This is a genomic window from Lentilactobacillus diolivorans DSM 14421, from assembly GCF_001434255.1.
GTDB classification, from domain to species: Bacteria; Bacillota; Bacilli; order Lactobacillales; family Lactobacillaceae; genus Lentilactobacillus; species Lentilactobacillus diolivorans.
Genome location: NZ_AZEY01000104.1, coordinates 30,719 through 49,192, shown reverse-complemented (window position 1 = coordinate 49,192; position 18,474 = coordinate 30,719). Strand labels below are relative to the sequence as shown.

The following is an 18,474-nucleotide window of genomic DNA, read 5'->3' as shown; positions in this document are numbered from 1 at the left end:
CGTATCATATTATAGTCAGGGGTTCTTGTAAACCTTGGGATAAAAAATAAAGGATAACAGGTCTGAATTTCCAGAATATGATTTGGTTCCATTCTGGCAGCAGCCTCTTATCCCATATTTTGATTTATTCTTTTACTTGATGCTTCTTCACAAATTCTTCAATTGGTAACCTAAAGTCCAGGTAGTATTTTTCAAGATCTTCGCGTGACCAATCCCACCAAGCAATCTTTTCCAGGTCAGTTTTAATTTCGTCAGGGAAACGATCTTTGATTGGTTTGGCGGGGATACCGCCGACAATCGTGAAAGGTTCAACGTCATGGGTCACCACGGCACCTGATCCAATCACGGCACCATCGCCAATCGTCACACCCGCTTGAATAATGACGCCGTGGCCAATCCAAACGTCATTGCCAACGGTTGTTCGAACATGTTTTCGATGTTCCAGAAATTCAGTGTCTGGATGACCGAAACCGTAAGCACCACCATTGTACGAAAAAATGTGTTGGGCAGCCCGGTCATAGGGATGGTTAGTTGGTCCAATCCTGATCATGGCAGCCATGCTGATGAATTTTTTTAGATCACTATTTTGCATGAAGCAATACTGACCCGTATAATCATAATCGCCAATTGTACAATTATCGATTAAATTGCTCGCTCCGAGTTCAACCCATTGTCCAAAAGTAGTATTCTTAGTTTGCGTATCTTTACCGATCGTGGGTTTATCTTTTGATAATTTAACGAAATTAATATGCATAAATGATAACCTCTCTCTTAAAGAAATTTTTCTGTTTTTCAATTATAATCTATTTATCCAAAATATGGTTAAAGGAAGTCGAAAAAATGTACGAAGTTAAAGCACTTGATCAATTTAATGTCACAAATTTTGCTGGCGATGTCTTTAAACTGGCTGATACCAATACACCGGATGCGGTTTTGGTAAGAAGCTCAGTCGTTTATGATCAGTTGATTTCCAACCGACTTCTTTTGGTTGCCCGTTCGGGAATCGGGACGAATACAATTAATATTGAGGCTTGTACTCAGAATGGGACGGCGGTATTTAACACACCGGGTGCTAATGCCAATGCAGTGAAGGAACTTGTTATTCAAAATTTATTTCGCTGTGTTCGACCACTTCGCAGCGCCATTGAGATGATGAATGATTTAAGAGCTGATGCCGGCGAAGACCTTCAATCGATTGCCGAGGCGCAGCGAAAAGATTATGTTGGCGGCGAACTTTATGGTAAAACACTCGGTATTTTAGGATTAGGGACAATTGGGCAACGTTTAGCAGATGCCTGTTATCATATGGGCATGCAAATTATTGGGTATAATCGTAGTTTTAAAAATCTCCGACATGTTCAGCAATTGGCAACCATTGAGGAAGTATTGGAGCTGGCGGACTTTGTTGTGGTGTTATTGCCACTAACCGATCAAACCAATGGGTTATTAACCACCAAGCATTTTAAATTAATGAAATCGATCGCATTTCTTTTGAACTTTGGTCGTGGTGAAATTGTGGACAATTCGGCCGTGGTATCGGCACTTGATCATAATGAATTTGCCGGCTATACCAGTGATTTTCCAAAGAAAGAATTACAAAATCATCCTAAAATCACGTTGCTGCCACATTTGGGTGGAAATACGACTGAAGCTTTGACCCACAGTGCGAACCTAATCTTACAAAATTTGCTGGATTTTCTTGAATATGGCACCGTCCGAAACTCAGTAAACTTCCCGAGAGTTGATTTACCTTTTATTAGTCCGCATCGCTTCACTTTATTCTTTGAAGCCCGTGATAATATGTGGGCGGATGTGGCAGATATTTTAAATGAAAAGAATTTACCGGTTAAAGAGATGATGGGAAATACGACAAATGATGGTTATGGTTATACAATTTTAAATACCGATTTATCGACGATGAAAAAAACGCAGATCATTCAATTATTGACGGAATTAAGGGAGGTTCCCGGGATGCTTCGGGTTCGGTTGTTGAAGAATCCGCGTTTAGCAAATTGGGGCGTTCAAGAATAAAAAAATATCTACTTTCAAGCAGCAAGTTCGAAACCCCATAGTTAATCCCGAATGTTTATAGCTTATTAGTATTTAATTCCAGTCGTATAAGGGGGAGGATTCCTAATGGTTCAAGTCTATTTTTTATGTACTGGTAATGCCTGCCGCAGCCAAATGGCCGAAGGGTTTGCCAAACAAATTTTGGGAGATCACTGTCAAATCGCCAGTGCAGGAATTGAGTGCCATGGATTAGATCCACGAGCAGTGCAAGTAATGGCTGAAAGGGGAATTGATATTTCTAATCAATATTCAAAACGCATCGACATCAATTATTTGCGATCTAGTGATTTGATTGTGACGTTATGTGGTGATGCGCGAGATCGTTGTCAAGTGGTGCCTAATGCAATAAAAAAAGAGCACTGGCCATTAAATGACCCTGCTCAGGTTGTGGGAAACAATCAAGTAAAATTGGCTGCCTTTCGTCATGTCCGTGATCAGATTGAGTCCCGAATTTCTGATTTGGCGATACGACTAAGGAACTGATTCGGGCATTAAAAATGAATTGTTATTTAAAATCACCAGTCCCTTTAAACTTATAGTAGTAGAAGACTTTTCCTTCGGCTGGCCCAAGTGCGTTTGGCACGTAGGACTTTAAGGCCACTTTACCGTTGTGTTTAACCTTTTTCAGGTACCAACGGGTCTTGGTATTCACTTTTCCAAGTTTATAGTAACCGTTGCGATTCTTTTTATTAACGTACAGTTGGGGTGTTTTAGTGCCCTTGAGATATTTATCTCCCCGAATTTGCCAATCGTCATTGGTATTAATTTGAAAATACTCTTTATTTAGTAAGCCGCCTTCAAACTTGTACTTTTTAATAATTAAAACTGATCGGGCATCTCCTTTAGCTGGTCGCTGCCAGTAACCTCGTAGGGAAGTGGGTGTTTGGGTATATTTGGCTTGGGCAGATGTGTTAGACAACCCGATGCCAATAATGAGTCCCGTTGTTAATAAAAACAAAGTCAAAAATTGATGAATCTTTTGCATGGTATTCTTTCCTCTCTAAATTGAACTAGTCGTTACTTTAATTTTACCAAAAGTTCAAGAATAATTCTCAACTGTTAAAACAAGATGAATGCAAAATAATTTCTTCACAATATTTTTGAAAATAATTTTTATTTTCAAACCATTAGTGAGAGTAGCAATTTCGAGAATTATTGTTTGCTTTTACCTTTATTTGGCCTTGTTTTAACTTGAATTTTTTGGGGATGGTGGTTATAACAGAGTTGTAAGCGGTTATGGTTCGAGCGAGTGAATGAATGATTTTGAAATTCCAACACTCACATCAAGTGCGATAGTTTCAAAAACTTAACAGGCGATTAGTATAAATTGTCTGTTTTTACTTTAATCGTAGTTGCTCACTAATTAACAAATATATGTTATGGAGATGTGATTATGCGAATTAAAGCAGCAGTTGTTAATCAGAAGGATGGGAAGTTTGAAATGAAGGACGACGTTGAGTTGGCCGACATGCAGGCTGACGACCTTCAAGTACACATGGTTGCCACTGGTATCTGTCACTCAGATGAAGCGTTACGTAAAGGAACCGCTGAAATCGGTTATCCAATTATTCTTGGCCATGAAGGTTCAGGAATTGTTGAAAAAGTTGGCTCCGAAGTTAAAAACTTCAAACCAGGTGATCATGTTGTTCTTTCATTCTATGGCTGTGGAAATTGTATTAATTGCTTAAAAGGGATTCCAACTCAATGCCTCAACTACGCAGCAAACAACTTGTCAGGTGTTCGTCCTGACGGCAGTGCCCACTTTACCGAAGATGGTCACAAGGTTGCTGATATGTTTGATCAATCATCATTTACAACAACAACCGTTGTTCGTGAACGAAACGCCGTTAAAGTTTCAAAGGATTTGGACTTACGTAAACTTGGACCTCTTGGCTGTGGCTATGTCACAGGTAGTGGGACTGTCTTCAATACGTTGAAGCCGGAACCAGGTTCAACAATTGCCGTCTTTGGTACTGGTGCCGTTGGATTGGCTGCTATGATGGCTGGCCGAATTTCTGGATGCACCAAAGTCATTGCCGTTGATATTGTGCCTTCACGTTTGGAATTAGCTAAGCAGCTTGGTGCTACTGATGCCATTAACAGTAAAGACGAAGATGCCGTTGAAGCAATTAAGAAATTAACTGATGGTCATGGTGTTGATTATGCGGTTGATACAACCGGTGTTAAGTCAGTCATGGAAGGTTCAATTCAAGCCTTGGCACAAGGCGGGACAGTCGCTACGATTGCCGTTACCGATCAACATATTGATTTGGATACCTGGAATGATCTTTGCACAAGCGATCGTAAAGTCGTTGGTGTTAACATGGGTGATTCAATTCCTCAAGTTGATGTTCCTCGTTTGATTAGTTTCTACAAGTTAGGCATGTTTGACTTCGATAAGACCGAAAAGTTTTACAAGTTTGATGATATCAATCAAGCAAACGCTGATTCAGTTAGTGGTAAAACAATCAAACCAGTCTTAGTGATTGATGATCAGTACAAACCAGGAGAATAATTCCGTTAGTTTAATTTAAACGTTCACACAAAAATTAAATTTGTGCCCGCCAAAATAACCGATCAATCTTAGTTATTGCCGACAGGTAATTATCAAAAGGAGAGATTTATTATGGCACAAAATGCTGTTTCATTGAAGCACTATCAAATGTATATTAATGGTGAATTTAAGGATTCGGAATCAGGTAACATGTTAACTGTTATCAATCCAGCTACTGGTGAACCAATTTCCACTGTTCCCAGCGCAACCCGTGAAGAAGCTCGCGAAGCAATTGATGCCGCATATGAAGCTGAAAAGACATGGAAGAAAGTGCCAGCTGCAACTCGTGGTCAATACTTGCACGATGTTGCCACAGAAGTTCGTAATCAAAAAGATCACTTGATTGAAATGCTTCAAGAGGAACAAGGTAAGATCAAGTCATTAGCAACCACTGAAATTATGTTCTCAGCTGATTACTTTGATTACATGGCAAGTGCTGCTCGAACCTATGAAGGTGAAATTCTTCAATCCGACAATAAGAATGAAAACATCATGATTGCAAAGCAACCAATTGGTGTTGCCGCCGGAATTTTACCATGGAACTTCCCATTCTTCTTGATTGCCCGTAAAATGGGTCCAGCCTTGGTAACTGGTAACACAATTGTTATGAAACCAAGTTCCGACACACCAAACCTTGCACTTGAATTTGCTAAGATTTGTGACAAAGTTGGTATTCCAAAGGGTGTTGTCAACATTGTTTCCGGTCCTGGTTCGGTTGTTGGTGATGAATTAACCAAGAACAAGAAGATCGGTATCATTAGTTTGACTGGTTCTGTTGAATCAGGTAAGCGAGTAATGGCCGGTGCCGCAACTCATATGGCTAAAGTATCACTTGAATTAGGTGGTAAAGCACCAGCTATTGTTTGCAAGGATGCCGACATTGATTTAGCCGTTCAATCAATTATTGATTCACGAGTTGATAATAATGGTCAATTATGCAACAACTGTGAACGGGTTTACGTTCAGGAAGATGTTGCTGATGAATTTATCAAGAAGTTATCAGACAAGATGGCCGCAATTACGGTTGGTGACCCAATGAAAGACGAGAACGTTGGCATGGGTCCATTGATTAACCAAGAAGCTTTGGACAAAGTTTCCGGTATGGTTGACCGGGCTGTTAAAGCTGGCGGCAAGATTACTGCTGGTGGCCATACCCTTAAGATTGCTAATGGCTTCTATTATGAACCAACGGTTATCACCAACGTCAAGCAAGACTCCGAAATCGTTCAAGACGAAATCTTCGGCCCAGTCCTTCCAGTATTGACATTCAAGACATTGGATGATGCCATTGAAATGGCTAACGACAGTGACTTCGGTTTGACTTCATCAATCTTCACCGAGAACTTGGACAACGCAATGCGTGCTGCCAACGAACTTGAAGATGGTGAAACTTATATTAACCGATTCAACTTCGAAGCTATGAATGGGTCACACTCCGGCTGGAAAGAATCAGGAATTGGTGGCGATGATGGTCGTCACGGTATCGAAGAATTCTTGAACACCCATGTTATCTACTTGCAGGGACATCCAGAAAAGGCTCAAGGATAATTTGGGATCGTTTCAGCAACTTACTGCTTAAAGAATATCGATAGTTCAAAAATAATCCTCTTTGGATTTGCGTTAATTGGTTTGCCTAAGTAAGTGGCTTGGGCAAACAGGATTCGCATATCTTCATAAAAACTCCTCGTCACAATTTGGCGAGGAGTTTTTATTATGGCCTTTTTTACTTGTAAACTGCTATACTGGGGTTAACTAATTTTTAATCAGATGATTGATCGGCCTAATTTAAATTATTGAATTAGCTGTTCTGGATATTTGCGACAAGAAATATTTTTAAAATATAAGCTAAAATTGGACAGCGCTTTCATTCTCTAAAGCGTATAATAATCACTATGAGTGTAATATCCATATCGAAACTGGAGATGAATTTTGAATGTATAAAGTTGTTGCGTTTGATTTAGACGGCACGATTGCAGAGACTTTCCCGGTGATTTTTGATTCATTTCGGAAAATTGTTTATAAGTACACTAATAAATTAGTTGATGATAAAACGATTCTAGCAACGTTTGGCGCCAATGAGATTGGTATGTTAAAGAAGCTGATTCCAGATGCACCAAAAAATATCTTAGATGACTTTTATAAGAAATATCGAGAAAGTCATCGGCAGTTGACCAAGCCGTTTGACGGAATTACCAAGTTAATCGATTGGTTAAAAAATAACGACGTGATTATCCCAATGGTGACTGGCAAGGGCTCGATCAGCTCGCAAATTAGCTTAGAGCAGTTGGGCATGTCCGACACTTTCTCACCTGTTTTGATTGGTTCCGCAGACGGGCCCAATAAAATTGATAACTTTAAAAAATTATTAAAGCAGTATCAAATTACCCCGGATGAAATGGCGTATGTGGCTGATACGGTGGGGGATGTTAAAGCATGTCGTGAGGTTGAGATTGCCTGTTACTCGGCAGCTTGGTCCAAATATGCGGATGCTGAAAAACTTAAATTAGTTAACGAAAATGTTTATCCGTCGGTGGCTGATTTGTTAGCTCAGTTTAAAGCCAGTCAATAGGTAGAATCGACTGGTTACGAAAATAAATGGTGCAGGTGAGGCAACTAATTTGCCTTATCTGTACTTTTTTGTCATTGATGTTTTTACATTGAGTTGGAAACTAATCGCAAACCATCTAAGAACAAGTACTAATTATTTATTAGATTGCTTTGACACCGGTCAATGTAACCCAATGTAAAACAGACATTGCTTGTTTTTATAACTAAATTACCGTTATCTTAGATTACGTTCGAATTAACTGGGCATCTTTGGAATAGCCTGCTTTTGGTGCTAACCATTGATTGGTGGAGATAGCTAAACGACCAGATATGCCTAGAAGCTTCGAATCAGAATTGGCTTTTGTTGGAAGCCATAAATAAGATGAGGCGGTTAATTGTGAGGAGAAAATTAAAGTGGTTGGGATTGGTACTATCACCCCTAGTGTGTTGTGTATTGGTTGGTGGACAGACGCAGGCAGCATCGACATCGTCCTCAGTTTCGGATGTATACAAAAAGTTGACGACGGCAAAGAATCTGCCCCCAACACCGGTTAAGAAAAGGCAAACAACATATTTTGATATTATTTTGAAATCTCAAAATAGTAACCATATTGAGAATGACGCGTTGGCAGTTAATACGCCTGGAGATACTAATTTTAAGCATTATTTGACGCCTAATCAATTTGGACGTAAATATGGTGCTTCCCCAATACTTATTTCACAGTGGGTAAAATTACTAAAGCATCATTCGCTTAAAGCCGTTCCTTTGAAGAATCGGTTGATTATCCGGGTATTTGGTAAAGTTAATAAAATTGATCGGTTATTCCAAACTAACTTGAATAAGGCTAAATATCATCAGAATCCAATTCAATTTGGGACTAAGACGCCTAGAATTCCGAAAAAATTAAGTCGGACGGTTTGGACGATTATTGGTTTGACAGATCACAATCGTGACTATATTTATCCGGATACTTCTTTACCATTTAAAAGAAGGGCTAAGAAGAGACCGTCAATTAATAGTGGATTTACTAGTCGGTTTACGAAACGTTACCATGTTACACCGTTATATAAACAGCAACTGACAGGTAAAGGACAGACCATCGGGATTATTGCTTTTGAAAATGTTCGAAAAGCCAACATTTTTCGTTTTTGGCGGCATGAAAAAGTGGCTACAAATCCTAGTAGACTTCAAATTAAGAGCGTTTTTTCGCCACCTTATTGTCCTAGTGAAGATATCCAAAATTCTGACGAAACGACCATGGATGCGGAGTATGCAGGTTCAGTAGCACCAGATGCAAACGTAAAAATTTATTTGTCTAATACGGATTCAAATTTAACGAACTTTATCGATGTTTACGAACAAGCGTTTAACGATAATGTTGTTAGTAGCACGACGAATAGTTATGGCCTTCTAGATAGTGGGAGCATTGCCATTTTACGACATCGGCATTTATTAACGCCTGTTTATCGACAAGTATTATCGTTTGTTTTAGCGCAGGGCGCAATTCAAGGTATTTCCAATTTTACGGCTTCTGGGGATTCTGGCGCTCTTAACTATATGGTTAAATCGGAAAACGGGAGAGAATTGATGCTTGATCGGACATTAAATTCATCGGATTTCTTTGATAGTAATCCTTTTATTACTTCAGTTGGGGGGACCACACTGCCATTTCGAGTGAAGACGGGATATGGGATAATCATTAATAAACATGAACGTGCTTGGGGAACTGATTATCTCTGGCCATTTTTTCAAAAGCAGTTTAAGCTTGTTCAAAAATTTCCAAACAGTTTGTTTATTAATGGAATGGCTGGTAGTACCGGTGGCTTCAGTCATCAATATCAAACGCCGACTTATCAGTTAAACGTACCAGGAGTTAATACATTTAAGGCTAGAAACTTAGTGTCGGGGTTAGGACAACCGGTTTTAGGATCGAATGTCGTTACGGGAACAGACCACGGGCGTAATTATCCAGATGTTGCAGCAAATGCAGATCCAGCGACTGGTTATTGGATTTATCGAAGAACAAAAAAACATCCTAAAAATGGTTGGGATCTCTCTGGTGATGGAACCAGTATTGCCTCGCCGCAATATGCGGCAACAGCGGCTTTGATTAATAGTCAGCCCGGCCGGAAGCAAATGGGATTTTGGAATCCACAAATTTATCAGCTGGCGCAACAACCCAATTCACCCTTTACACCGCTTAACAGCACCAAGGATAATTCCAATCTGTATTATGTTGGTCAACCAGGAACCGTTTATAACCAAGCAACTGGTTTGGGAATTACCAACTTTGATCAATTGGCCAAGACTTATCGATGAGAGATGCCTGAGCCTTTTGTTGAATGAACGTCAGCCTAACAATTTAATCTTCAAGAAACCAGAGTGGACTTTTCTCTGGTCTCTTTGTCGTTATGATGGTTAACAAAGCGTTTCATATATGACTCTTAATATGTGAAAAATAAACCCGATTGATTGATTCTACAAACCAAATCCGCGTATGATAAAATTAGATTGTTTTTAATAATTAATTTTAACCAATGAGGGGACTAATAGAATGAAACGGAAACCGCTTTTACGACAAGCGTTTAAAGCATTTTTCAAAAATTGGGGTGCTTATACAATTTTGGTTGTTGTGATCAATTTTTTGATGTTGGGGGTGGTGGTACCCTTAACAACGTTTTCAACCAGTCTTATTTTACGAATGAACGAGGTCCCTTATCTGTCCTATACAAACGTTGGTTGGCTGTTAACTCAGCGGCCAGTCGTGGTGATTGAGTTGTTCATCCTGCTTTTTGTGATTTTGGCATTGGTTTTTTGGCAATTTGCATTCTTACTTTTTGGCATTCAAAATATTGGTGAAAAGCAAAATCAGCGATTGCCGCAAATCGCGTTGATGGCGTTTAAAAATTTAGGCCATCTTCGCGTTGGCAGTTTTTTATTCTTTTTAATTTATTTTGTTTTAATTTTGCCGATTTCAGACATTTACTTAAATTCGCCATTGCTATCAAAGGTTCAAGTGCCAGTCTTTATTTTTGAAGCGGTGGATAAAAGTTGGCTATACATTGCTCTAGTGGTGTTTGCCTATCTGCTATTGTTTTATTTGGGGATTCGGTTGATTCAGGTATTACCATTGATGATTTTAAATCAGCAGCCTGGATTCACAGCGGCAAGGAAAAGCTGGCAAATGACTCGGCATAACAGTTGGCGCTATATTTGGCGAATTGTTGTTTTGGGTGCCGTCAGTGTTTTAACGACCACTTTGTTTTCGGGATTACTCTACCAAGTTCAGCTTTATTTTGATCAAAAATCCAATGGGGTTGCTTTTACCGGCGCCGTCATTAATATGGGACTTTTATCAATTTGGCAATATATTATTGGCGCCTTTAGTTTGGTCGTCTTCATGCTGGTATTGATTTTTAATTTAGACAATCGTCGTTCAGCACAAACAGCAACGAGTCCTAATCAGCTGCGACGACATCCTTACCGACGCCGAATCATTGCGTCCCTGTTAGTGCTGTTTTATCTCGGTATTCAAGTTGCTTTTAATGGCGTCTATTTGCAAGGAGCGTTATTAACTCGACCGTTAACCATCTCTCATCGTGGGGTTGATAATGGTAATGGCGTTCAAAATACGATTCCAGCGTTAAATAAAACCAGCCGCGAAAAGCCGGATTACGTTGAAATGGATATTCATGAAACCAAAGATCATCAATTTGTTGTCATGCATGATGAAAATTTGGCGGATTTAGCCAATGTTGACAAAGCACCGCATCAGTTAACTCTTAAGCAGTTAACAAAATTGAAGGTTCATGAAAATGGACATACGGCACATATTGCTGGTTTTAACGCTTATTTGACAGCTGCTGAACGGGATCATCAAAAATTATTAGTTGAAATCAAAACAACAAAATATGATAGTTCAAATATGCTACAGTTGTTTATCAAACGTTATGAAAAACGATTATTGCGTGACCATGATCGGATCCATTCGTTAGATTATCAGGTGATTTCTGGATTGAAAAAGCGGGCACCAAAACTATTTGTTAGTTATATTTTACCGTTTAACTTTTCATTTCCAGAAACGAAGGCCAACGCCTACACAATGGAAGAAACAACGTTGAATCAGAATTTTGTTGATGAGGCGCATGCTCGGAAGCAACAAGTTTTTGCTTGGACCGTTGATGACGACGATGATATGACCCGCATGATGTTTTTGAATGTTGATGGCATCATTACGGATAATTTGCATGAACTGCAAGTCAACATTGAAACGCAATTTGATCATCCAAGTTATGCCCAGCGGTTACTAATCTATTCCAACGAACTGCAAGATGTTAGCGATAGTGGGGGAATGCCGGAAAATTAAAGCAGCTATTGGGATGCTATAAATGAATCCTTTTTGAATATCAACAACTGGGGCAAATTTATTGGTAATTAAAAATCCAAGTAAGCTATTATCTCAACTTGCTTGGATTTTTAGTAACGAGGCTCCTTGTTTGGTGCCAGAAAATTTTATATTTTACAGCGAAAACTACAATCAGCATACCTATTAATTTCTTTACTGAAGTCACTATATTTAGGGAGTCCTCAACATGAAAAAAACGCATTGCATTTTCTGCCAACGCACCATTATTAAACCAGTTCTAGAAAATAAATTGGCACTTGCTTTCTGGGATATTCATCCAGTCAGTGAAGGTCATCTATTAGTTATTCCCAAAGATCATAAGGAAACTTACTTTAAAATAACTGAAGCTGAACTATTGGCAATTCATGAGTTGCTTCGTCAAGGTAAAAGTCTGGTTGATCAACAATCCCATCCTGATGGATACAACGTTGGCGTCAATGTTGGTCAGTTTGGTGGTCAAACAGTCATGCACTGTCATTTTCACCTTATTCCTCGATATCTTGGTGATGATCCTCACCCGGCTGGTGGTATTAGAAAATTGTTGCCAAACGGTAGGAGAATTTTTGAAAATTAGTAGTTGAAATGGTTCGTTTTTGTAGAATAATTGTTTTTAATCCAGATTTTTTTAGCATCTGGTGTAGAAAGTTTACTCAGTCTTCTGTCCGAGAAGTTGGACCACCATGCTCGGTTCACCACCGGGAAGAGCTCGGTAAACCGCATAGTCACCAGACTTTAAGGTAAAGTCCTGCAACTGTCCCGATTGGGCGACACTAAAACCTGCAACCTGATAATAAGCATGACCATCGATTGGTTCATCGGTTAACGTGACGTTAACCGAATCTAAAGGCGCAACATCTAAAGATGCCCGTCGAAGTGCTAAATATTGATAATTGATTGAATCTACCGTAATGGTAATCTCGTTGTCGGTGCAAGGTGCGTTAAAGGCTTCTTTCAAATTAAATTGCTTCTTTCTTTAATTTCAGCGTGGCGAATATCGCTCACTTTAATCGTCATTAGTTTGTTGCTTTGAAGATAAACTAAATCATCATTGGCACCAATAATAATACCATTAATATTGTAGACATTTAAATAGCTGTCGTCATTAATTTGAAGTGAGATTTGTCTTGAATTTTTCCAACTGGTTTGTAAAATCTGATCAATTGTCTTGGAATCCTGCTCAGGTAATCGGTGAGTTGGCACTTCTTCCTGCTGCTTATTAGCCATATCCTGAGTATGGTCACTCAAAAAATAGCCCATCCATTTTTTCATTCCCCGATCGTTGTAAAGCCACTGATCTCTTGGTACATCATGAATCATTATTACCACATCCCCTCTATGAACAATATACGAACATATGTTCATGGAGTCAAGTGATTATCGATATTTATTCTGATTAGGGCTTCGAACAACAAAAGGGTTAAAAATCTAACTGGAAAAAATTACTTTCTGTGGTAGAAAACACAGTAACTCACGTACGCTGTGATCAGTCCCAGGGAAATAAACGTGAACCATGAAATGGTCCCGTTCATTTGAATTGAGTAGTAGGCAGAAATTAGCCAGTATAATGTCATATTAAGTGAAATTAGCCATGCTGGTGTTTTCCTTATCCAAAGAAGGACACCAGCGGAAATTAGGAAAACAAATAAGAACTCATTAAATAATTGAACGAGGGGAACCCATTGCCCGGTGTCAGGATAGCTGGGTTCGTTTAGAAAGATGTTGCTGTCAATGTACGCAAAGCCAATAAGGTAAAGTGTGATAATGAATAAGATCCAAATGTTGATTCCATTGATCGTATAAGGTGGCAAGGTTGGTGACCATTCATTATGCTTATTTGAATGAAAAGCAGAATAGCTAATGTAGATGTCCAATAGCGTAATCGGGATGATTTCTGAATAAAGGTAATTATAGAAAAGTGATTGTACTGCATAAAAAATTAGTAAAATGACGTACAGCGCAATACCAGTTGAAACCAGCCACGCAGGAACTTGTTTCAACCAAGGCAAAAATGGCGCAACTATCCAAACAATAATTGACCATTCGCTAATTTTGAATGCTAACGATGTCACTTCACTAGCGGCGCCGGCGTTACTAAGGGCAATCTCAAAAGTTAATGTTAGAGAGCAAAAAGTCAAATAAATTGTGATTGCGGTAAGAACCCAAATGTTCATGCCGCGAACTTTGAATGTCAAAATTTGTTTAGCAGATGAATGATTCATTTAAGGATCTTCTTCCGTTAAATTTTCAGGCGTTAAAAAGAACCGAGTTAATCAGTTTTAAAATGATAGCTGAGATTAGACAAAGACCATATTAACTGGTTTCTTTCAATACCATTACAGTTACTTATATCTAGAGACTGACCGTTTACGGACTCGCGGCTTATTTCTCAAATCTTTATACATCATTTTTCCGGCGAGGTCCCGACCATCTACCGTGATAAGGATTGGATACTCGCCGATAATTTTGAAGCCGTACTTTGAATAGAGATTAAAGGCCCGCTCATTGTCATTAGCAACGTCCAAGTAGATGCCACCAACATGCCAGCGATTTTCACCCCATTGAATTGTCTTTTCAAGAAGTTGGCTGCCAATGTGCTTGCCCCAATAGTCTTTATCAACGGAAATGGCAAACTCAGCCCGATTGGCAAATCGTGGAAGTGGATTTCGACTTAATTGAGAAAGACCAATAATTTTTTGACGATCAATTGCTAAAAAAGAAATGTTTAAATGATCGTTTTCAATTTGTGATGCGAGCATTTCGGGTGTGAAACGAACACGAACATCTTCACCACTAAAGCTGAGATAGGGCGTTTGATCAGCTACCTTCATTAAATAATTATAGAATTCATTTGCATCTTCCCATTCAAACGTTCTTATCGAGACCACAAAAATTACCTCCATAGATAATTGCGCGAACTGAGCTGTCAGACAAGGCTATTGCGTTAAATCCTTAAACATTAACTTACCGGGTTTATTTTCACCATTGATGGTTAATAGAATTGGAAAGTCACCAACAATTTTAAAATCATATTTTTCATATAGTTTGATTGCTCGAATGTTATCGGCTAAGACGTCTAAATAAATCCCGTCAACGTGCCACTGATTTTTGGCCCAGTCAATGGCGTGTTCCATTAGTTCACTGCCGACATGCTGTCCCCAATGACTTTTATCAACTGAGATTACCAAATCTGCCCGTTTTGAAAAGCGGGGGATCATTCGCCGAGTGAGTTGCGAAACACCGATGATAGTCTCATCCTCGTCAAGTGCGATGAGTGTGACCATACTGTGACGTTTCTCCAAGTCAGTGACAAATTTTCCTTTACTTAGATATTGTTGAGCTTCATCGTGGCTATAACTTAAATTATCTGATTGACCAGTAATTTTTAAATAGAAATTGTATAAACCTTCTGCGTCCCAATTTGTTGATAATCTAACTTCAACCATGAAACATCATCTCCTTAAATCATTAATTATTACGGTAAGTTTAATTGATTTGAATCGGTAGAAATGGGGAATCCTCTACGAAAGGCAGTCATTAAGAAGTTCAGTAGCGGTGGGGTAACTTTTAACTCCTCTAAATCATTTAATGAGAAAGTATAGCGAATGGCTTTTTCGTCACCGGCTACGACCTTTTGAAGCCATTTCGGCTCACGGATCAGTTCCCGACCCATGGCAGCAAATTGAATGCCGGAGTCGATTAGTTTTTCAACTTGCTGGGGAGTTGCCAGGTGACCAACTACCATAAGTGGCAAATCAGCTGCAGCCACTTTTTGAAATTTCTCGAATAATGGTTGGCGGTCATCTGAATTGATAATTGAACTTTGCCAAGCGTCAGCAAGCGAAATGTGAAGATAATCGATTGGTTTGGCATTTAATCGTTTGACCAATTCAAGGGTATCATCAATTCGAATTCCAGGTTTCTCAATTTCTTCAGGTGAAATTCGGTAGCCCAAAATAAAGGGGGATTTAGCAGTTGTTTTAATTGCCTCCGCACAGGCATCAACGACAGCCAGCGGGAAGGTCATCCGTTTTTCCAAGCTGCCACCCCATTGATCGGTTCGCCGGTTCGAATGTGGACTGAAAAACTGTTGAAGCAAATAAGTGTTGGCACCATGGAGCTCAACGCCATCGAAGCCAGCCCGGATTGCCAACTTGGTTGCTGAAGCAAAGTCGTGAATGGTTTGTTTAACCTCTGCATCTGTTAATGATCGAGGCGTTTCGGCGTTTGGCCTAACTGCAGCGACGGCACTCGCTGAAACAGGTTGTTTGCCACGGAGAACTTTAGAATGACTCATTCTGCCGGCACTAAAAATCTGCAAAATTGCTTTGGTGCCATTGAGTTTAATTGCATTGGCCAAGCGGGTTAATCCCGGTAGAAATTTATCGTGAGCAACACTCAACTCACCTTCAAAGCCTTTGCCAAGGTCATTAACGTTTGCACAGCCGGTGATTAACATGCCAACACCACCAGCTCGTAAGCGATAATAGGCAATTTCGTCGTTGGTAATTGAACCGTCCTCAAAGCTTGATTGCTCGGTCATTGGCGACATGGCAATTCGATTTTTGATGGTAATACCATTTCGTAATGTGTATGGTTGTAAAAAATTGTGATTTGTCATTTAAATGCCTCCAATTGTAATCGCTTTATCTAACCCTATTTTACCATTTTAATGATGGAGACATTGTGAATTCTTGCTTTAATTTTTTTGATAATAAACGCTATTAAAGTCGGATATTGTTAGAAACCAGGGTAAGATAATTAGCAAACGATATGAATGGGTTTAGTACCATTCCTAAGTTATTTTTATTGAGCTAAATCGGGTGCCAGCAAGCAGCTCCCGGCCATATAAGCAATGCTAACCAGTATTGCAAATGCGGGAATGATCTGACTATCCGTAGAAAACGTGATTTAACAAGTAGCTCCCGGCCATATAAACAACATTAGCTAGCATTCCAAAATCAGGAATATTTTTTATCGAGTCGAAACGTGCGCCAGCAAGCAGCTCCCGGCCATATAAGCAATGCCAGCCAGTATTCCAAATGCGGGAATGATCTGACTACCGAGTTGAAACGTGATTTAACAAGCAACTCCCGGCCATATAAACAACATTAGCTAGCATTCCAAAATCAGGAATACTAGCTAATGTTGTTTATATTCTGGGAGCTAACCGCTTGTTAAATCACTCTGATTATAAAGATTCCCCCAAACTTCCACATAATGGTAGTCATTACAATTAGGCATGCTAAAATAAAAGGTAAATGATTCCTAACAGGAGGCGGAGTTAAACTGTGGTAGAAGAGCCGTCCGCTCAATCAAAAATTAATTTAATCGATGACCGGCACTTGGCCGAGTCCAAACGGATTTTTAAGTTACTAAGTAATCCAATCCGCTTACAAATGCTCAATGTTCTGGAGCAAAAGGAGTTAAATGTCGGTGAATTAGGTGATCTTTTAGGATTAGAGCAATCCGTCGTTTCTCACCAGTTGGCGTTACTGCGTCAACATCAGTTAGTCAGCGCCCACCGTGAAGGCAAGGCAAATTATTATCGACTGGATGATCCACATATCCTGGATGTGATCAACGAAATGCTGGAGCACGCTGACCACGTGATTCGGGGAAAGACACATGGGCATTAATCGCTGTGATCAGACAGATTTAAATGGTTTAAAAAATAAAACGGACTGGGACAAAAGTAATTTTGTCCCAGTCCCGTTTTGTGTAATCACAACTATTATCAAGCGAAAACGTGAGATAAAAGGCAACTTCCTGCCGTACAACTGAATTATCCCACTATTCCACCCGGAACATATTCGGATAATTCAGTTGTACTCTGGAAGTTAACCGCCTTTTTATATGAAAACTCCTCTAATCCAAGGTACCCTAAAAGAAGAGTCGCTTTCGGCTCTTTTTTTAGGGTACCTTGGATTAGGGGACAACTAGATAGGAAACTTTAAGTTGACGAACAAGTGGCTGCTTCGGTATATGCTTGGCGAGTCGTTAAAGCTTGGTAAATGAGGCAAATTAATTTATGTGCGACGGCCACAATCGCTTTTTTAGGTCCTTGGCGAGCTTTCACCCGGCGATACAGTTTTTCAAACCGACTGTTTTTTATCCGGATTGTCGCCCACGCCGCTTGGCAGAGGATCCGTTTTAAATAAGCATTGCCGTGATTAATGCGACGACTCTTACGTTTACCGGCACTTTCATTGTTTCCAGGACACAGACCGGCCCATGAAGCGAGGTGGCTGGCATCTTTAAACGTGACGACATCGGGACCGACTTCGGCCAAAACGATCGCCGTTGCGTTTTTTTGAATCCCTGGAAAACTGCGGAGAAGCTCAACTTCAGCGGTATACATCTCTAAATAGGTGTCAATACGGCGTTCATATTGGGCAATTGTGTCTTCATCGACATCTATTAATTTTAGCTGTTGATCTAACATAAACCGGTGATGTTCATTAAAAAAGCCGTTGAGGGCTTCGACAATGAGCGGTACTTTGCGTTTGAGAGATTTAAAAACCACTTTTTCAACCGTAGCCGGCGTCAAGACTTCGCCATTTACCAACATATCTAAGAGTGCGCGGCCCGACTTACCAAAAATATCGGCGATACAAGTGGTTAGCTTAATCCCGGCGGTCTGTAAAATTTTTTGAACCCGATTCTTTTTACGATTTCGATCCGCCACCAGATGTTTGCGGGTCCGCGTTAAGTCACGCAATTCACGAACTGATTCGGAGGGAATGAAGCTAGCCGGAATCAAATCAACTCGTAACAGACCAGCGATCCAACGGGCGTCAACCTTATCAGTTTTATGGCCGGATCCCCTTGATCCGTTGTGGGTTGGCTAAAATGAGCGGAAACCGATCTTCGAGGACATGCCAAATCGGCTGCCAATAA

General features: G+C 39.9%; 17 protein-coding genes and 1 pseudogene. 9 read left to right on the top strand and 9 right to left on the bottom strand.

Annotation, left to right across the window (positions count from 1 at the left end; translation table 11 throughout):
* Positions 1 to 124: 124 nt before the first annotated feature.
* Positions 125 to 754, bottom strand: a complete 630-nt coding sequence (locus FC85_RS13110) for a DapH/DapD/GlmU-related protein (RefSeq protein WP_057865967.1) — start codon at positions 752 to 754, stop codon at positions 125 to 127.
* Positions 755 to 840: 86 nt separating this feature from the next.
* Here FC85_RS13110 and FC85_RS13105 point away from each other — a divergent pair, with 86 nt between their 5' ends.
* The gene (locus tag FC85_RS13105) at positions 841 to 2,031 is read left to right on the top strand and encodes an NAD(P)-dependent oxidoreductase (protein ID WP_057865966.1); all 1,191 of its coding nucleotides are present in this window, start codon (positions 841 to 843) and stop codon (positions 2,029 to 2,031) included.
* A gap of 105 nt (positions 2,032 to 2,136) precedes the next feature.
* Positions 2,137 to 2,553 (top strand): arsenate reductase (thioredoxin), encoded by a 417-nt coding sequence (gene arsC / locus FC85_RS13100; protein ID WP_057865965.1) that lies wholly within the window; start codon positions 2,137 to 2,139, stop codon positions 2,551 to 2,553.
* Between the two features lie 22 nt (positions 2,554 to 2,575).
* On the opposite strand, the gene FC85_RS13095 is transcribed toward arsC, so the two are convergent.
* Positions 2,576 to 3,055 carry a hypothetical protein gene (locus FC85_RS13095; RefSeq protein WP_057865964.1) on the bottom strand — a complete coding sequence of 160 codons (480 nt, stop codon included), beginning with the start codon at positions 3,053 to 3,055 and terminating at the stop codon, positions 2,576 to 2,578.
* A gap of 408 nt (positions 3,056 to 3,463) precedes the next feature.
* On the opposite strand from FC85_RS13095, the gene FC85_RS13090 reads away from it, so the two are divergent.
* From FC85_RS13090 to FC85_RS13065, 6 genes are all read left to right on the top strand, one after another.
* A complete protein-coding gene (locus FC85_RS13090) occupies positions 3,464 to 4,585 on the top strand; it encodes an NAD(P)-dependent alcohol dehydrogenase (RefSeq protein ID WP_057865963.1) in 1,122 nt (373 codons plus the stop codon).
* Positions 4,586 to 4,696: 111 nt separating this feature from the next.
* Positions 4,697 to 6,172 carry an aldehyde dehydrogenase gene (gene aldA / locus FC85_RS13085; protein ID WP_057865962.1) on the top strand — a complete coding sequence of 492 codons (1,476 nt, stop codon included), beginning with the start codon at positions 4,697 to 4,699 and terminating at the stop codon, positions 6,170 to 6,172.
* 385 nt (positions 6,173 to 6,557) lie between these two features.
* Positions 6,558 to 7,193, top strand: coding sequence for an HAD family hydrolase (locus tag FC85_RS13080; RefSeq protein WP_057865961.1), 636 nt, complete (start codon positions 6,558 to 6,560; stop codon positions 7,191 to 7,193).
* Between the two features lie 375 nt (positions 7,194 to 7,568).
* Entirely contained in the window at positions 7,569 to 9,491 is a 1,923-nt protein-coding gene (locus tag FC85_RS13075; RefSeq protein ID WP_057865984.1) for a S53 family peptidase, read from the top strand.
* Between the two features lie 235 nt (positions 9,492 to 9,726).
* On the top strand, positions 9,727 to 11,538 hold the full coding sequence (locus FC85_RS13070; RefSeq protein ID WP_057865960.1) for a glycerophosphoryl diester phosphodiesterase membrane domain-containing protein: 1,812 nt from the start codon (positions 9,727 to 9,729) through the stop codon (positions 11,536 to 11,538).
* A 226-nt stretch (positions 11,539 to 11,764) separates the two neighbouring features.
* A complete protein-coding gene (locus FC85_RS13065; RefSeq protein WP_057865959.1) occupies positions 11,765 to 12,151 on the top strand; it encodes an HIT family protein in 387 nt (128 codons plus the stop codon).
* Positions 12,152 to 12,223: 72 nt separating this feature from the next.
* On the opposite strand, the gene FC85_RS13060 is transcribed toward FC85_RS13065, so the two are convergent.
* From FC85_RS13060 to FC85_RS13035, 6 genes are all read right to left on the bottom strand, one after another.
* On the bottom strand, positions 12,224 to 12,532 hold the full coding sequence (locus tag FC85_RS13060; protein WP_057865958.1) for a hypothetical protein: 309 nt from the start codon (positions 12,530 to 12,532) through the stop codon (positions 12,224 to 12,226).
* A complete protein-coding gene (locus FC85_RS13055; protein WP_057865957.1) occupies positions 12,529 to 12,894 on the bottom strand; it encodes a hypothetical protein in 366 nt (121 codons plus the stop codon). The genes FC85_RS13060 and FC85_RS13055 overlap by 4 nt, the downstream gene beginning before the upstream one ends.
* Positions 12,895 to 13,016: 122 nt before the next feature.
* Positions 13,017 to 13,796 carry a hypothetical protein gene (locus FC85_RS13050; protein ID WP_057865956.1) on the bottom strand — a complete coding sequence of 260 codons (780 nt, stop codon included), beginning with the start codon at positions 13,794 to 13,796 and terminating at the stop codon, positions 13,017 to 13,019.
* A 120-nt stretch (positions 13,797 to 13,916) separates the two neighbouring features.
* Positions 13,917 to 14,462: a GNAT family N-acetyltransferase gene (locus FC85_RS13045; RefSeq protein ID WP_057865955.1), complete on the bottom strand. Its 546-nt coding sequence runs from the start codon at positions 14,460 to 14,462 to the stop codon at positions 13,917 to 13,919.
* Between the two features lie 48 nt (positions 14,463 to 14,510).
* The gene (locus tag FC85_RS13040) at positions 14,511 to 15,020 is read right to left on the bottom strand and encodes a GNAT family N-acetyltransferase (RefSeq protein WP_057865954.1); all 510 of its coding nucleotides are present in this window, start codon (positions 15,018 to 15,020) and stop codon (positions 14,511 to 14,513) included.
* Between the two features lie 29 nt (positions 15,021 to 15,049).
* Positions 15,050 to 16,195, bottom strand: coding sequence for an NADH-dependent flavin oxidoreductase (locus FC85_RS13035; protein WP_057865953.1), 1,146 nt, complete (start codon positions 16,193 to 16,195; stop codon positions 15,050 to 15,052).
* 700 nt (positions 16,196 to 16,895) lie between these two features.
* On the opposite strand from FC85_RS13035, the gene FC85_RS13030 reads away from it, so the two are divergent.
* Positions 16,896 to 17,213, top strand: coding sequence for an ArsR/SmtB family transcription factor (locus FC85_RS13030; protein ID WP_371862967.1), 318 nt, complete (start codon positions 16,896 to 16,898; stop codon positions 17,211 to 17,213).
* Between the two features lie 314 nt (positions 17,214 to 17,527).
* Here FC85_RS13030 and FC85_RS13025 read toward each other — a convergent pair.
* Positions 17,528 to 18,385, bottom strand: a pseudogene (locus tag FC85_RS13025) (IS110 family RNA-guided transposase); the annotation flags it as partial.
* Positions 18,386 to 18,474 lie beyond the last annotated feature (89 nt).

Coding starts and splice junctions, on each gene's coding strand:
- FC85_RS13050 (WP_057865956.1), bottom strand. CDS start 13,796: ATGAATCATTCATCTGCTAAACAAATTTTGACATTCAAAGTTCGCGGC.
- FC85_RS13105 (WP_057865966.1), top strand. CDS start 841: ATGTACGAAGTTAAAGCACTTGATCAATTTAATGTCACAAATTTTGCT.
- FC85_RS13055 (WP_057865957.1), bottom strand. CDS start 12,894: ATGATTCATGATGTACCAAGAGATCAGTGGCTTTACAACGATCGGGGA.
- FC85_RS13095 (WP_057865964.1), bottom strand. CDS start 3,055: ATGCAAAAGATTCATCAATTTTTGACTTTGTTTTTATTAACAACGGGA.
- FC85_RS13065 (WP_057865959.1), top strand. CDS start 11,765: ATGAAAAAAACGCATTGCATTTTCTGCCAACGCACCATTATTAAACCA.
- FC85_RS13070 (WP_057865960.1), top strand. CDS start 9,727: ATGAAACGGAAACCGCTTTTACGACAAGCGTTTAAAGCATTTTTCAAA.
- FC85_RS13110 (WP_057865967.1), bottom strand. CDS start 754: ATGCATATTAATTTCGTTAAATTATCAAAAGATAAACCCACGATCGGT.
- FC85_RS13080 (WP_057865961.1), top strand. CDS start 6,558: ATGTATAAAGTTGTTGCGTTTGATTTAGACGGCACGATTGCAGAGACT.
- aldA (WP_057865962.1), top strand. CDS start 4,697: ATGGCACAAAATGCTGTTTCATTGAAGCACTATCAAATGTATATTAAT.
- arsC (WP_057865965.1), top strand. CDS start 2,137: ATGGTTCAAGTCTATTTTTTATGTACTGGTAATGCCTGCCGCAGCCAA.
- FC85_RS13090 (WP_057865963.1), top strand. CDS start 3,464: ATGCGAATTAAAGCAGCAGTTGTTAATCAGAAGGATGGGAAGTTTGAA.
- FC85_RS13040 (WP_057865954.1), bottom strand. CDS start 15,020: ATGGTTGAAGTTAGATTATCAACAAATTGGGACGCAGAAGGTTTATAC.
- FC85_RS13035 (WP_057865953.1), bottom strand. CDS start 16,195: ATGACAAATCACAATTTTTTACAACCATACACATTACGAAATGGTATT.